General features: G+C 70.5%; 12 protein-coding genes. 8 read left to right on the plus strand and 4 right to left on the minus strand.

Features of this window, described 5'->3' with window-relative positions; genetic code table 11:
• Positions 1-16: 16 nt before the first annotated feature.
• Positions 17-1417 (minus strand): MFS transporter, encoded by a 1401-nt coding sequence (locus tag MTS1_RS06185; RefSeq protein WP_023952395.1) that lies wholly within the window; start codon positions 1415-1417, stop codon positions 17-19.
• A 76-nt stretch (positions 1418-1493) separates the two neighbouring features.
• Between MTS1_RS06185 and MTS1_RS06190 the strand changes: the two genes are divergently transcribed.
• The 6 genes from MTS1_RS06190 to MTS1_RS06215 all read left to right on the plus strand — a co-directional run bounded on the left by MTS1_RS06190 (position 1494) and on the right by MTS1_RS06215 (position 8014).
• Positions 1494-2954 (plus strand): fumarylacetoacetate hydrolase family protein, encoded by a 1461-nt coding sequence (locus MTS1_RS06190; protein WP_023952397.1) that lies wholly within the window; start codon positions 1494-1496, stop codon positions 2952-2954.
• Positions 2951-3649 (plus strand): GntR family transcriptional regulator, encoded by a 699-nt coding sequence (locus MTS1_RS06195; protein ID WP_052007613.1) that lies wholly within the window; start codon positions 2951-2953, stop codon positions 3647-3649. Before MTS1_RS06190 ends, MTS1_RS06195 begins: the two co-directional genes overlap by 4 nt.
• A 27-nt stretch (positions 3650-3676) precedes the next feature.
• Entirely contained in the window at positions 3677-5188 is a 1512-nt protein-coding gene (hpaE, locus tag MTS1_RS06200; RefSeq protein ID WP_023952401.1) for a 5-carboxymethyl-2-hydroxymuconate semialdehyde dehydrogenase, read from the plus strand.
• Positions 5189-5252: 64 nt separating this feature from the next.
• Positions 5253-6413 (plus strand): 3,4-dihydroxyphenylacetate 2,3-dioxygenase, encoded by a 1161-nt coding sequence (gene hpaD, locus MTS1_RS06205; RefSeq protein WP_023952403.1) that lies wholly within the window; start codon positions 5253-5255, stop codon positions 6411-6413.
• A 27-nt stretch (positions 6414-6440) separates the two neighbouring features.
• On the plus strand, positions 6441-7226 hold the full coding sequence (locus tag MTS1_RS06210; RefSeq protein ID WP_023952405.1) for a 2-keto-4-pentenoate hydratase: 786 nt from the start codon (positions 6441-6443) through the stop codon (positions 7224-7226).
• Positions 7211-8014, plus strand: a complete 804-nt coding sequence (locus MTS1_RS06215; RefSeq protein WP_023952407.1) for an HpcH/HpaI aldolase/citrate lyase family protein — start codon at positions 7211-7213, stop codon at positions 8012-8014. Before MTS1_RS06210 ends, MTS1_RS06215 begins: the two co-directional genes overlap by 16 nt.
• 7 nt (positions 8015-8021) lie before the next feature.
• Here the strand turns inward: MTS1_RS06215 and MTS1_RS06220 are convergent, their stop codons facing one another.
• The 3 genes from MTS1_RS06220 to MTS1_RS06230 are packed head-to-tail and all read right to left on the minus strand — an operon-like array spanning position 8022 to position 12236.
• Positions 8022-8849 carry a PRD domain-containing protein gene (locus MTS1_RS06220; protein ID WP_023952409.1) on the minus strand — a complete coding sequence of 276 codons (828 nt, stop codon included), beginning with the start codon at positions 8847-8849 and terminating at the stop codon, positions 8022-8024.
• Positions 8850-8893: 44 nt separating this feature from the next.
• Positions 8894-10345 (minus strand): family 1 glycosylhydrolase, encoded by a 1452-nt coding sequence (locus tag MTS1_RS06225; protein ID WP_023952411.1) that lies wholly within the window; start codon positions 10343-10345, stop codon positions 8894-8896.
• On the minus strand, positions 10332-12236 hold the full coding sequence (locus MTS1_RS06230) for a glucose PTS transporter subunit IIA (protein ID WP_023952413.1): 1905 nt from the start codon (positions 12234-12236) through the stop codon (positions 10332-10334). Before MTS1_RS06230 ends, MTS1_RS06225 begins: the two co-directional genes overlap by 14 nt.
• A gap of 218 nt (positions 12237-12454) precedes the next feature.
• Between MTS1_RS06230 and MTS1_RS06235 the strand changes: the two genes are divergently transcribed.
• Both MTS1_RS06235 and MTS1_RS16010 read left to right on the plus strand, forming a co-directional pair.
• The gene (locus tag MTS1_RS06235) at positions 12455-13147 is read left to right on the plus strand and encodes an SDR family oxidoreductase (protein WP_023952414.1); all 693 of its coding nucleotides are present in this window, start codon (positions 12455-12457) and stop codon (positions 13145-13147) included.
• 7 nt (positions 13148-13154) lie between these two features.
• On the plus strand, positions 13155-14627 hold the full coding sequence (locus MTS1_RS16010) for a glycosyltransferase (RefSeq protein WP_023952415.1): 1473 nt from the start codon (positions 13155-13157) through the stop codon (positions 14625-14627).
• Positions 14628-14723 lie beyond the last annotated feature (96 nt).

Raw genomic sequence — 14723 nt, forward strand, 5'->3', positions numbered from 1 at the left:
CTCCTGGCCGCCGCGTTCAGCGCCGGCCGGTGCCGACGATCGGGCTCACCGACTGCTCGGCCTCGTGGTCGGGGTCGAGCGGGATTCCGCTGCGGTCGCGCAGCAGCAGCGTCGCGACGAGCCCGAGCACCGTCATCCCGGCCAGGTACCAGGTCACCGACATGGTCGATCCCGTCGCCTGCACGAGCGCGGTGGCGATCGTCGGAGCGAACGCCCCGCCGAGGATGGCGCCGATGGCGTACGAGATCGAGACGCCCGAGAACCGGATGGATGCGGGGAAGAGCTCGGCGTACAGGGCGGCCTGCGGGCCGTAAGTGAGGCCCAGGCCGATCGTCAGGATCGCCAGCCCGGCGAAGAGGAGGCCGATGCTTCCGGTGTTCACGAGAGGGAAGAGGGCGAACACGCCCGCGAGCTGGAGGATCCAGCCGGCGATGTAGGTCGTGCGACGCCCGATGCGGTCGGAGAGGAATCCGGCGATGAGCGTGGTGACGAGCCAGGTGACGGCCGAGCCGGCGACGGCCCACAGGACCGGTTCGCGGTCGAAGCCGAGCGGCCCATCGGGGTTGGTGGCGTAGTTCTGGATGTAGCCGCCCGTGGTCATGTAGCCCACGGCGTTGTTCCCCGCGAAGACGAAGGCGGCGATGATGACCAGGGCGGCGTGCTTGCGGAAGAGCTGCACGATCGGCATGTGCGCCTTCTCGCGCCGCTCGGCGAGCTCGGTGAACACGGGGCTCTCCTCGACGCGGCGACGCACGTACCAGCCGACGAGGATGAGCACGACGCTCAGGAGGAACGGGACTCGCCAGCCCCAGGCCAGGAACGCCTCGCCGGGGGCGATCATCGCCATGAGCGCCATGACGCCCGACGCGAGGAGAAGCCCGAGCGGCACGCCGATCTGCGGCGATGCGCCGAACGCGCCACGGCGCGTCTTCGGCGCGTGCTCGACGGCCATGAGCACGGCGCCACCCCATTCGCCGCCGGCCGAGATGCCCTGGACGATGCGCAGCAGCACGAGGATGACCGGCGCTGCGAGACCGATGGTCTCGTAGGTCGGCAGGAGGCCGATCAGTGCCGTCGCGACGCCCATGAGGATGAGCGTCCACATCAGCACGAGCTTGCGTCCCAGCCGGTCGCCGAGGTGGCCGGCGAGGAAGGCGCCGAGCGGCCGGAAGAGGAAGCTCACCCCGACGGTGGCGAAACCGATCAACGCGCTGTTGGCACCCAGCGGAGCGAAGAAGAGCTGACCGAAGACCAGCCCGACCGCCGTGGCGTAGATGAAGAAGTCGTACCACTCCACCGTCGTCCCGACGACGGTGGCGAAGACCACGCGGCGGCGGTCGGCGGCGGTGGCGATGGTCCCGGTCGGGGTGAAGCCGCTGCGAGCGGCCGGACCGGGGGTGGATGTGGGGGTGCTCATCTTCGTGCTCCCGAGGTGTCGACGACGTTGTCTGCAGACGTTGTTCTGCTGGCGATGATCATATACGATTTCGAATATGAGACAAGAGCGAGGAAGCTCCGGTCGACCGGGCAAGATCATCGCGGTCCACCTGAGCTATGCATCCCGGGCGGCCCAGCGCGGGCGCACGCCCGCCGCCCCCTCGTACTTCCTGAAGGCGTCGAGCTCGATCGCCGGGACCGGCGGCACGGTCGAACGCCCGCCGGGCACCGAGCTGCTCGCGTTCGAGGGCGAGATCGCGCTCGTCATCGGACGAGAAGCGCGCCATGTCACCCTCGCCGAGGCCTGGGACCACGTCGCCGCCGTCACCGCGGCCAACGACCTCGGCGTCTACGACCTGCGCTCCGCCGACAAGGGGTCGAACCTGCGCTCGAAAAGCCGCGACGGCTTCACTCCCCTCGGCCCCGACCTCATCGACGCCCGCACCGTCGACCCCCACCGGCTCCGCGTGCGCACCTGGGTCAACGGCGACCTCGTCCAGGACGACACGACCGCCGGCCTGCTGTTCCCCCTGGCGCAGATCGTCGCCGACCTCTCGCAGCACGTGACCCTCGAGACCGGCGATGTCATCCTGACCGGCACGCCGGCCGGATCGTCGGTCATCGTTCCGGGAGACGTCGTCGAGGTCGAGGTCGACGCGCTCGACACCGGCGCCACGTCCGGACGTCTCGTGACGACGGTCGGCGCCGACACGAGCCCTGCCCTCGACCCCGCGCTCGGCTCCCTTCCCGCGATCGACGACGTCCAGCGCGAGGAGGCATGGGGATCCGCCGCCGCGGCCGGGCTGCCGGACGAGCCGGCATCCGGCCTCACCGCCGACCTCCGCGTCAAGCTCGAGCGCGTGCCCGTCGCGGCGCTGTCGCAGCAGCTGCGCAAGCGCGGGCTCGACGACGTGACGATCGACGGCGTGCGGCCGATGCACCCCGGCAGCAAGCTCGTCGGAACCGCCGCCACGCTGCGGTTCGTGCCGTTCCGCCCCGACCTCTTCGCTCAGCACGGCGGCGGGTTCAACGCGCAGAAGCAGGCGTTCGACACGGTCTCGCCCGGCGAGGTCATCGTCATCGAAGCGCGCGGCGAGACCGGATCGGGCACCCTCGGCGACATCCTGGCCCTCCGCGCCCGGACCCGGGGAGCGGCCGGCGTCGTGACCGACGGCGGCGTGCGCGACTACGCCGCCGTCGCCGAGATCGGGCTCCCCGTCTACACCGCAGGCGCCCATCCGGCCGTCCTCGGACGCAAGCACGTCCCGTGGGAGGCGGGCGGGACCATCGCCTGCGGCGGCGCTACCGTCCAGCCCGGAGACATCATCGTCGGCGACGCCGACGGCGTCATCGTCATCCCGCCGGCACTCGTGGCGGAGGTCGTCGATGCGGCCCTCGCGCAGGAGGACGAGGACGCCTGGATCGCCGCGCGCGTCGCGGAGGGCGCTTCGGTCGACGGCCTGTTCCCGATGAACGCGGCCTGGCGCGCCCGGTACGACGGCGAGCGCGGCGCATGATGTCGCCGACGCCTCCCCTGCCCGAGACGCAGAGCAAGTCGCAGCGCGCGTATCACTGGATCCGCGAGCGCATCGCCGAGCAGGAGTTCACCCCCGGATACCGGCTCGTGCTCGGGACGATCGCCGGCGAGCTCGACATGAGCGTCGTGCCGGTGCGCGAGGCGATCCGCCAGCTCGAGGCCGAGGGCCTCGTGACCTTCGAGCGCAACATCGGCGCCCGCGTGGCGATGGTCGACGACTCGCAGTACCGCTTCAGCATGCAGGCGCTGTCGATCCTCGAGGGCGCCGCGACCGCGCTCGCCGCGCGTGCGCTGAGCGTCGACGACATCCGACGCGCGCGCGAGATCAACGCGCTGATGACCGAGTCGCTCGATCACTTCGACCCCCGCTCGTTCACCCGGTTGAACCAGGAGTTCCACGCGACGCTGTTCGAGCAGTGCGCGAACCCGCGGATGCTCGAGCTCGTGCAGGCCGAATGGGCGCGACTCGGCCACCTGCGCGACTCGACCTTCAGCTTCGTCCCGGGCCGCGCCCAGGAGTCGGTGCGGGAGCACGAGCACATCCTCGCGCTGATCGAGCGAGGGGCGCCCCTCACCGAGATCGAGCACGCCGCGCGGCGCCACCGCTCGGCCACGCTCGACGCCTACATGACGCACGAGCACCCCGACCAGGCGCTCGGCCTGCCCAACTTCTGACCGCCCCCTGTTGCAAGGACGCACGAGATGACCGACACGACGCTCACCGCCCCTCACACACCCGCGGACCTCCCCGGCGCCATCCGGCACTACATCGACGGGTCGCTCGTCGACTCGCTCGACGGCGCGACGTTCGACGTGCTCGACCCCGTCACCGGACGCGTGTATCTGCAGGCCGCGGCCGGCAAGAAGGCCGACGTCGACGCGGCCGTCGCCGCTGCCCGCCGAGCCTTCGCCGACGGGCCGTGGCCGCGGATGCTGCCGCGCGAGCGCTCCCGCGTGCTTCACCGCATCGCCGACCTCGTCGAGTCGCGCGACGCCCGCCTCGCCGAGCTCGAGTCGTTCGACTCCGGTCTCCCCATCACCCAGGCGCTCGGGCAGGCCCGGCGCGCGGCGGAGAACTTCCGGTTCTTCGCCGACCTGATCGTCGCGCAGGCCGACGATACGTACAAAGTGCCCGGCCGTCAGATCAACTACGTCAACCGCAAGCCCATCGGAGTCGCGGGGCTCATCACGCCGTGGAACACCCCGTTCATGCTCGAGTCGTGGAAGCTCGCCCCGGCCCTCGCCACCGGCAACACCGTCGTGCTGAAGCCCGCCGAGTTCACTCCCCTGTCCGCGTCGCTGTGGGCGGGCATCTTCGAAGAGGCGGGACTGCCGCCGGGGGTGTTCAACCTCGTCAACGGCCTCGGCGAGGACGCGGGCGACGCGCTCGTGAAGCACCCCGACGTGCCCCTCATCTCGTTCACGGGTGAGAGCTCGACGGGGCAGCTGATCTTCGCCAACGCCGCACCGCACCTCAAGGGGCTCTCGATGGAGCTGGGCGGTAAGAGCCCGGCGATCGTCTTCGCCGACGCCGACCTCGACGCCGCGATCGACGCCACGATCTTCGGAGTGTTCTCGCTCAACGGCGAGCGCTGCACGGCAGGCAGCCGCATCCTGGTCGAGCGCTCGGTGTACGACGAGTTCGTCGAGCGATATGCCGCGCAGGCCGAGCGGGTGCGCGTCGGCTACCCCCACGACCCGGCCACCGAGGTCGGCGCGCTCGTGCACCCCGAGCACTTCGAGAAGGTCATGTCGTACGTCGAGCTCGGCAAGAGCGAGGGCCGGCTCGTCGCCGGCGGCGGTCGCCCCGAGGGGTTCGAGACAGGCACCTTCGTCGCCCCGACCGTCTTCGCCGACGTCCCCCCGACCGCGCGGATCTTCCAGGAGGAGATCTTCGGCCCGGTCGTCGCGATCACCCCCTTCGACACGGATGCCGAGGCCCTGGACCTCGCCAACGACACGAAGTACGGGCTCGCCGCCTACGTCTGGACCAACGACCTGAAGCGGGCGCACAACTTCTCGCAGGCCGTGGAGGCGGGAATGGTGTGGCTCAACTCCAACAACGTGCGCGACCTCCGCACCCCGTTCGGCGGTGTCAAGGCGTCCGGCCTCGGCCACGAGGGCGGCTACCGGTCGATCGACTTCTACACGCACCAGCAGGCGGTGCACATCACCCTCGGCGCGGTCCACAACCCGACCTTCGGCAAGAGCTGAATCGCCGCCCGGCACCCCGACCGCACCCCGACTGCACCCCGACAACGAGAGCAAGGACGCTGTCATGACCCACCGCGACCAGATGACCCGGACCTCCTCGGGCTACTTCGTCAGCCAAGAGGCGCCGATCACCTGCGACGACCCGATCCCGACGCCGACCGCGCCGGCTCCCGACATCCTCCGCTGCGCGTACATGGAGCTGGTCGTCACCGACCTCGCCGCCTCGCACGAGTTCTACGTCGACGTGCTCGGGCTCTACGTCACCGAGGAGGACGACGAGGCGATCTACCTCCGTTCGACCGAGGAGTTCATCCACCACAACCTGGTCCTGCGCCAGGGGCCGGTCGCCGCCGTCGCGGCGTTCTCGTACCGCGTCCGGTCGGCCGACGACCTCGACCGCGCCGTGGAGTTCTACACCGAGCTCGGGTGCCGGGTCGAGCGGCGCCCGGAGGGCTTCGTGCGAGGCATCGGCGACTCGGTTCGCGTCGAGGATCCCCTCGGCTTCCCCTACGAGTTCTTCTTCCAGACCGAGCACGTCGAGCGCCTCTCATGGCGCTACGACCTGCACACGCCCGGCGAGCTCGTGCGCCTGGATCACTTCAACCAGGTGACCCCGGACGTCCCGCGCGCCGTGCAGTTCATGCAGTCGCTCGGGTTCCGGGTGACCGAGGACATCCAGGATGACGCCGGCACGGTGTACGCGGCGTGGATGCGGCGGAAGCCGACCGTCCACGACACCGCGATGACCGGCGGCGACGGCCCCCGCATGCACCACGTCGCCTTCGCGACGCACGAGAAGCACAACATCCTCGCGATCTGCGACAAGCTCGGCGCCCTGCGCCGCTCCGACGCGATCGAGCGGGGGCCGGGGCGCCACGGCGTCTCGAACGCGTTCTACCTCTACCTGCGCGACCCCGACGGACACCGGGTCGAGATCTACACGCAGGACTACTACACCGGCGACCCCGACAACCCCGTCGTCACGTGGGACGTCCACGACAACCAGCGCCGCGACTGGTGGGGCAACCCCGTCGTCCCCTCCTGGTACACCGAGGCCTCGCTCGTCCTCGACCTCGACGGGAATCCCCAGCCGCTCCGCGCCCGCACCGACGACTCCGAGATGGCCGTCACGATCGGCGCGGACGGGTTCTCGTACACCCGCCCGGGCGATGACGGGCTGCCCGAGTACAAGCAGGGCGAGTACAAGCTCGGCAACCAGCTCTGATCTCCAACCAGCTCTGAGAGGACGCTCATGCTCTCCCCCGACGACATCGCCGCCATCGCGGACGAACTGGCCGAGGCCGATCGCACGCACGGCGTCATCCCGCGGATCACGGCCCGCTATCCCGGCGCCACCGTCGAGGACTCGTATGCCATCCAGGGCGTCTGGCGCGATCGGATGATCGCGTCGGGCCGCCGGCTCGTGGGGCGCAAGATCGGCCTGACATCCAAGGCGATGCAGCAGGCGACCGGGATCACCGAGCCCGACTACGGCGTCATGTTCGACGACACGGTCTTCGCCTCCGGCGCTGAGATCGCGACCGAGCGGTTCTCGAATGTGCGCGTCGAGGTCGAGCTCGCGTTCGCGCTCGCCCGTCCGCTCGCCGGACCGGACTGCACGCTCGACGACGCGCTCGACGCGATCGACTACGCCGTCCCGGCGCTCGAGATCCTCAACTCGCACATCGAGCTCGAGGGGCGCACGATCGTCGACACGATCGCCGACAACGCCGCCTACGGTGCGATGGTGCTCGGCACCGAGCGGCGACGCCCCGATGAGATCGACCTGCGGTGGGTGCCGGCGCTGCTCTCGCGCAACGGCGAGATCGAGGAGACGGGGGTGGCGGCCGGTGTTCTCGGGCACCCCGCCACGGGCGTCGCCTGGCTCGCCAACAAGGTGTCGCAGCACGGGGCGCGTCTGGAAGCGGGCGAGCTGATCCTCGCCGGGTCGTTCACCCGGCCGATGTGGGTGTCGCGCGGCGACGCGGTCCGCTGCGACTATGGCCCGATGGGAGTGATCGCATGCCGTTTCGTCTGACACCGACCTTCCGCGACGCCCTCGCGCGCGCCGACCGCCCGCTCGCGGGCATGTGGGTCTGCTCCGGGTCGCCGCTGGTCGCCGAGATCTGCGCCGGTGCGGGACTCGACTGGCTCCTCATCGATATGGAGCACTCGCCCAACGGGATCGAATCGGTCCTCGCGCAGCTGCAGGCTGCCGCAGCGGCGCCGGTGACGACGATGGTGCGGGTCCCGACCGCCGATCCGGTCGTCATCAAGCAGGTGCTCGACCTCGGAGCGCAGAACCTGCTCGTGCCGATGGTGTCGTCGGCCGCCGAAGCAGAAGCGGTCGTGCGCGCGGTGCACTATCCGCCGCGCGGCATCCGCGGCGTTGGTTCCGCCCTCGCCCGTTCGGCCCGCTGGAACCGCGTCGACGACTACCTGGCCGACGCCGAGCAGCACGTGTCGCTCGTCGTGCAGATCGAGACCGCCGCGGGCGTCGACGCCGCCGCGGCCATCGCTGCGGTCGACGGTGTCGACGGCGTGTTCGTCGGCCCGAGCGATCTCGCCGCGTCGATGGGGCTGCTCGGACAGCAGACGCACCCCGACGTCGTGGCCGCCGTCCGTCGCGTCTTCACCGAGGCCCGCTCCGCGGGCGCACCGGTGGGCGTGAACGCCTTCGACCCCGCGCTCGCCCGCGACTACGCCGACGCCGGAGCGGACTTCCTGCTCGTCGGAGCCGACGTGGCACTCCTGGCCCGCGGCTCGGAAGCGCTCGCGACGGCGTGGGTGCCCGAGGCCGACCGCACGACCCGCTCCGGATACTGACGCGGGATCACCCCGGAACGGCCCGCGCGATGTGCAGGGCGAGGTAGGCGACCTCCTCGTCGGAGATCTCGATGTCGTGCTGCGTCCGCACGAGGGCACGCACCCGTTCGGCCGTCGCCGTGGCGCGCGGATGCCGCCGGCTCATGCTCTCGAAGAGGAAGCCGTCGTCGCTGTCGAGCATGCGCCCGGAGAACACCCGCTCGGCGAAGAACTGCAGGTGCACGAGGAAGCGCGACGAGTGCAGGTCGTCGCCGAACGCGATCCCCGTGGTGTTCGAGACGATCGTCGTCGCCGCGGAGATGAGCCGTACGACGTGCATCGTGTCGGCACCGGCCCGCCCGTTGGCGGCGTTGGCGAGATGGAACGCGATGTTCGCGGCCTCCTCGTCCGGCACATCCACGCGCATCCGTGCTCGCAGCAGCTCCACGCCCCGCGCGCCCACGGCGTACTCGTCGGGGTACACGGTGCGCAGTTCCCAGGCGAGCCGGTTCACCACGACGAGGCCGCGACGATGCCGCTCGACGGCGAAGTGGAGATGGTCGGTGAGCGTGAGGTAGATATGCGGGTCCAGATCGAGCCCCGAGGCCACGGCATCTCGCACGATCTCCCGGGTCAGTTCGACGAACTCACCCGGGATCTGCGCGAGCAGCTCGACGAGGTTCCGCTGATCCGCATCGTCGAGCGCGACGAACACCCGGTCGGTCGCCCCTTCGTCGACGACGTCGCCGGGCTTGGCTCCGAATCCGATGCCCTTGCCCAGCAGCACCCGCTCGACCCCGCGCTCGTCGTCGACGAGCACGACGCTCGAGTTGAGCACCTTCTTGATGGTCTGCATGCCCGTCCTCATCGACCCGGCCTCACGCTCATGGAGCAGGAGGGTCACCCGAGATCTGCGCCGTTCGTGGCGATAACCCGCTGGTACCACCAGAACGAATCCTTGCGTCGACGCTCACCGCTGCCCCGACCGAGGTCGTCGAGGTCGACGTGAATGAAACCGTATCGCTTCGAGATCTGCGACGACGACGCGCTGATGATGTCGATCGGTGCCCAGCTGGTGTAGCCCATCAGCTCTACGCCCTCGTCGACCGCCCGGATCATCTCGCGGAAGTGCGCCCGGAAGTAGTCGATGCGGTAGGGGTCGTGGATGCGGCCGTCGGGGGTGAGCTCATCGCGCATGCCCAGCCCGTTCTCGACGATGAACAGAGGCTTGCCGTAGCGGTCGTAGAGATCGATCAGTGAGATCCGCAGCCCGACCGGGTCGATCTGCCAGCCCCACTCACTGGACTCGAGGTAGGGGTTCTTGACACCGAGCACCGTGTTGCCGGGCGTCCGCTCGGCATCCGGGTCGACGGATTCGGCGAGGGTCATGTAGTACGAGAGCGAGATGAAGTCGACGGGGTGCTCGCTCAGCAGCTCGGCATCCCCCTCGGCGAACGGGACCTCGACGCCCTGTCGCGCGAGGGCGTTGAGGGCCAGGCGGGGGTAGGCGCCGCCGGCCTGGACGTCGGTGCAGAGGTAGAGCAGCCGGTCCTTCGCCTGGGTCGCGGCGATGTCATCGGGGTGACAGGTCAGCGGGTAGGTCTTCAGCATCGTCAGCATGCAGCCCATCTGCGACTCGGGCCACATCTCGTGCAGCATCCGCGTCACCGAGGCCGAGGCCACGAACTGGTGGTGGAGGGCGGTGTAGCAGGCCTGCAGGATGCTGCCCTCGACGGTCTCCTCGATGATGCCGCCCGAGGTGAGCGGATGCCGCACGATGCCGTCGATCTCGTTGAACGACAGCCACAGCTTCACGAGGTGCCCGAAGCGCTCGAAGCACGTGCGGGCGAACCGCTCGAACAGGGCGATCGTGCCGCGGTCGACCCAGCAGTTGTTCTTCAGGGCGAGGGCGAGAGGGGGGTCGTAGTGCGAGAGCGTGACGAGCGGTTCGATGCCGAGACGCCGCATCTCGGTGAACAGCCCCTCGTAGAACGCGATGCCCTCCTCGTTGGGCTCGGTCTCCTCGCCCGTCGGGTACAGCCGCGTCCACGCGATCGACACGCGCAGCACCGTGAAGCCCATCTCGGCGAACAGCGCGAGATCCTCGGGATACCGGTGGTAGAAGTCGATGCCGCGGCGCTTGGGGTAATACGTCTCGTCGTCATCGGCCATGGCGGCCGTGATGCTCTCGACCGTGTGCGCGTGATGGATCGCGTATTCGCGCGGGTCGACGTTCGGACGGTACTTCGCGATGTCCGAGACGGCCGGACCTCGGCCGCCCTCGCGCCACGCGCCCTCGGCTTGATTGGCGGCGAGCGCGCCGCCCCACAGGAACGAATCAGACAGTGCCATGAGCGGCCTCCTTGGTGCGTGCGGTGAAGATTCCCGTGCCCGCCTCGACGGGCCCAGTGAGGGCTTCGACGACGTCGAACGCGTCGCCGTTGAGGACGACGACGGGGGTGATCGTGTCGAATCCGGCGAGGTGGATCGCCTCGAGGTCGGCCTCGAGAACGAGCTGCCCGCGTTCGACGCGATCGCCCTGCGCGACGTGGGCGACGAAGGGCGCACCGTCGAGCTTGACGGTGTCGAGCCCCACGTGGACGAGGATCTCGACGCCGTCGTCACCGGTGATGCCGAAGGCGTGCTTCGACGGCAGCAGGCTCGACACGACGCCCGACAGCGGTGCGTACACGGCGCCGGTGCTGGGGCGGATCGCGACGCCGTCGCCGAGGATGCCGCCGCCGAACACCGGATCGTCGACGCGGTCGAGGGGGACGACCTCGCCGGCGACGGGAGCGACGAGCCGGCCGTCGGCGACGGGCTCGGCCGCGATGTCGCCCGCCGTGCCGGCCTGGGCGTCGAGCGCGCGGATCGTGCCCGAGTCGGAGTCCTTCCAGATGACGAGCGAGACGACGAAAGCGGTCGCGAAGGCGACGAGCGCCCCGATGACGGCATGGATGAGGTTCCACGGGTTGAGCACGTCGATGAACATCGAGATGCTCGCAGCCCCCGGGCTGACGAGGGCGAAGGCGCCGACGGCGGCGATGCCGAGGTAGACGCCGCCGGTCAGTGAGCCGGCGATCACCGCGAACAGCGCGCGGCAGTTCTGGAGCGTCACACCGTAGAGCGCGGGCTCGGTGATGCCGAAGAACGCGGAGATGCCCGACGAGATCGCCGTGCCACGCAGCGTCTTGTTGCGGGTGCGGATGGCGACGGCCAGGCTCGAGCCCGACTCGGCGATGTTGTGGGCGAGCGAGGCCACGAGGTAGAAGGGGTCACGCCCCTGCTGTGCGACGGTGGCGATCGTGGGCGGGATGAACGCCTTGTGCATGCCCACCGAGATGATGAAGGGGAGCACGGCGGCCAGCAGCGCGATCGCGACCCAGCCGAGCGTGCCGTACAGCCACAGCATCCCGCCGGTCAGCAGCGACCCGAGCCCGTATCCGAGGGGCCCGAGGGCGAAGATCATGATCGGCGAGACCACGATGAAGCACAGCAACGGCACGAAGAACGTGCGGATGGGCCCGGGGGTGATCTTCGTCGCGAGCTTCTCGACGGGCCACAGCAGCAGCACCGTGAGGATCGGCGGGAACACCTGCGCGTTGTAGGCGATCGCCGGGATCGGCAGACCGAACAGCGCGACACCGCCCTCCTGAGTCAACAGGCCCGAGAACGTCGGGAACACCAGGAGCCCGACGATGCCGAGGGCCAGCGGGATGTTGACGCCGAGCTTCTTCGCGGCGGTGTAGGTCACCAGCAGCGGCAGGAAGAAGAACACCGCATCGGGGATCGCGGAGAGCACCTGGTAGCTGGGATCGGTGGTCTGCATCCACCCGAGCGCCGAAGCGAGGATCAGGAACGACTTGAAGATGCCCGCGCCGGCGATCGCCGGGATGATCGGGGTGAACACCGCCACGACGAAGTCCATGATCGCCGAGCCCGCGCGCTTCCAGGTGAGCTTCTGCCGGGGCGTGCCCGCGGCGCGAGCCGCCGCACGTCCGCCGCGCAGCTTCTCGATCTCGGCGAAGTAGTCGCCCACCTTCGACCCGACGATGATCTGGGTCTGCGGACCGCGCACGACGCCGATGACGCCGGGCACCGCCTTGAGAGCCGCCTCGTCGGCGCGGGCGTCGTCGACGAGATTGAAGCGGAGTCGCGTCGAGCAGTGCTGCAGGGCGGCGATGTTCTCGGGTCCGCCGACGTGCTCGAGGATCGCGCCGGCGGCGTCCTTCGTGGTGGTCATCTTCGTTTTCCTCCTGTGGAATCCCGGACCGTGCCGCCGGAGCGGCTCCGCTCCGGACCCGGCCGGAGGCAATAAAAAAGGACCCGACCGCCGTGCGATGCACGTACGTTCGGATCCTGCCTGCATGACCAGTCACATGTCCGAGAAGATCGTCGCACGTTCGGCTGCGGGGTGCAAACGGACGCAACGGGCACGGTCGCGGATGCGACGATGGGAGAATGACGCAGACGCATCTCATCACGGGCGCGGGCTCGGGCATCGGACTCGCGATCGCGCGCCGGCTCGCCGACCGCGGTGACCGGCTCGTGCTCCTGGGCCGCAGCGACGCCCGCGCCGCCGAGCTCGCGGGCCTCTTCCCGAACACCGTCGGCGTCGCTGCAGATCTGCGCGAGCCCGCAGAGCTCGCCGGCGCGCTCGCGGATCGCCTGCCGGAGGCGATCGACACCGTCATCCACGGGGCGGGCGTCGTCGAGCTGGGCCCGGTATCCGACCTGTCCGTCGCCGCGTGGACCGATCAGCTGACCGTCAACCTGATCGCCGTCGCGGAGCTCACCCGCCTCGCGCTGCCCGCGGTGCGGACCGCGCGCGGTCAGATCCTCTTCGTCAACTCCGGCGCCGGCCTCACCGCGCACCCCTCCTGGAGCGCGTACGCCGCGTCGAAGCACGGCCTCAAGGCCCTCGCCGACGCCCTCCGCGGCGAGGAATCCGCCAACGGCGTCCGCGTGACGACGGTCTACCCGGGCCGGACGGCCACACCGATGCAGGCGGAGGTCCACCGCCAGGAGGGGCGCGACTACGACCCCGCGGCCTTCATCGACCCGGAGTCGGTCGCGACGACCGCGCTCGCGGCGCTCGACCTTCCGCGCGACGCCCTCGTCCCCGACGTATCCGTGCGCCCCGGCCCGCGGTGACGACGACGTGGCCGGTTCCGACCTCCCTCCCGGGCGACACCTCGCACTGACCTGGGGCATCGCCGTCCCCTACGGCGGCATGACGACCGCCCTGCTCGACCGCAGCCGCCTCTTCGCCGACGCGGGGACACCGGTCGACGTCCTCACCCTCGACGACCGCGCTCTCCCGCTGCCGCCGATCCCGGGAGTCGGCGCCGGCACCTCGGTGACCATCCGCAACCTCTACGACTGGCCGCGCTCGAACGAGGTCCCCGCCCGCTCGGGGCTGCCCGACGCTCCGGCTCCCCTCGACCCCGAGGACGACGGCGTCATCTCCGACGCGGCCGGCGGCGTGGTCCTCCGCCGGCTCCGGCTCGGCGCGAACGGCAAGCCGGTCGACATCGACCACCTCCGGCTCGACGGCACGATCGCGCTCTCGGAGCGGCGCGTGGGAACCCGCGGCCGCATCCTCCTGGCGCGCGACGCCGACGGCCGGCCGATCCGGGCCTGGCGCCGGCGCTACGACTTCTACGCCGACTGGCTCGACCACCTCGTGGGAGACGACGAGGCGTTCCTGATCGTCGACAGCAAGACCGTCGCCCCCTTCGCCGCGGGCTACCGCCGTCGTCGTGTGACCACCGTCCACGTCGTGCACGGCTCGCACCGCGGCCCGACGCCCGGCTCGGTCCGGGCGTCGCGGCAGGCCGTGTTCTCCCGGCTCGCCGACTTCGACGCCGTCGCCTTCGCGACCGAGGCCCAGGCCGCCGACGTCCGCGACATCGTGGGCCCCCGCCCGTTCCTCGCGAGCATCGCCCACCCGGTCTCCGCCGTCGACGCATCCGCTCTGCCGCCGGAGTCCGACCGCACCGGAGCCGTCGTCATCGCGCGCCTGGAGCCCATCAAGCGCGTGGAGGATGCGGTCGCCGCGATGCGCCTCGTCCACGGCCACGACGGCGACAGCGACGGCCCCGAGGTCCGGCTCGACGTCTACGGCACGGGATCTCGTGCCGACGAGCTCGCCGCCCTGGCCGTGGACGACGACGCGATCCGGTTCCACGGCCACACCGACGACCCGACCACGGCGATGGCCGCCGCGAGCGTCCTTCTGCTCACGAGCAGATCCGAGGCGTTCGGGCTCGTCCTGCTCGAAGCGATGGCCGCGGGCTGCCTCCCCATCGCGTACGACATCGCCTACGGACCGGCCGAGCTCATCCGCGACGGCGAGAACGGCTGGCTCGTCCCCGACGGCGACGTCGAGGCGCTCGCCCGTGCCGTGCGTGCCGCGGCAGAAGCCAACCCCGCCCGGCGAGCCGCGATGCGGCGGAACGCACGCGCGACGGCATCCGCCTACAGCGACGCCCGTATCCGGCACCGCTGGGCGAGCGTCCTGCGGACGGCGCGCCGCCGGCGGCGCATCCTCATCGGGCAGCGCCGCTTGTCGGCCGCCGCGCGCCGCCTGGCCGGGGGCCTGCGACGCCGCCTGCGACCGAAGCACGGTTGACCCCCGCTGTTAGCTCGCGCTCCACCAGCTCGTCAAGGGCCACTCGCAACGGCGAACGGGTGATGCACCCTGTCGTGGCACGAGGGAGGCGAGGGC

This window comes from Microbacterium sp. TS-1, from assembly GCF_000509385.1.
In the GTDB taxonomy this organism is placed as follows: Bacteria; Actinomycetota; Actinomycetes; order Actinomycetales; family Microbacteriaceae; genus Microbacterium; species Microbacterium arborescens.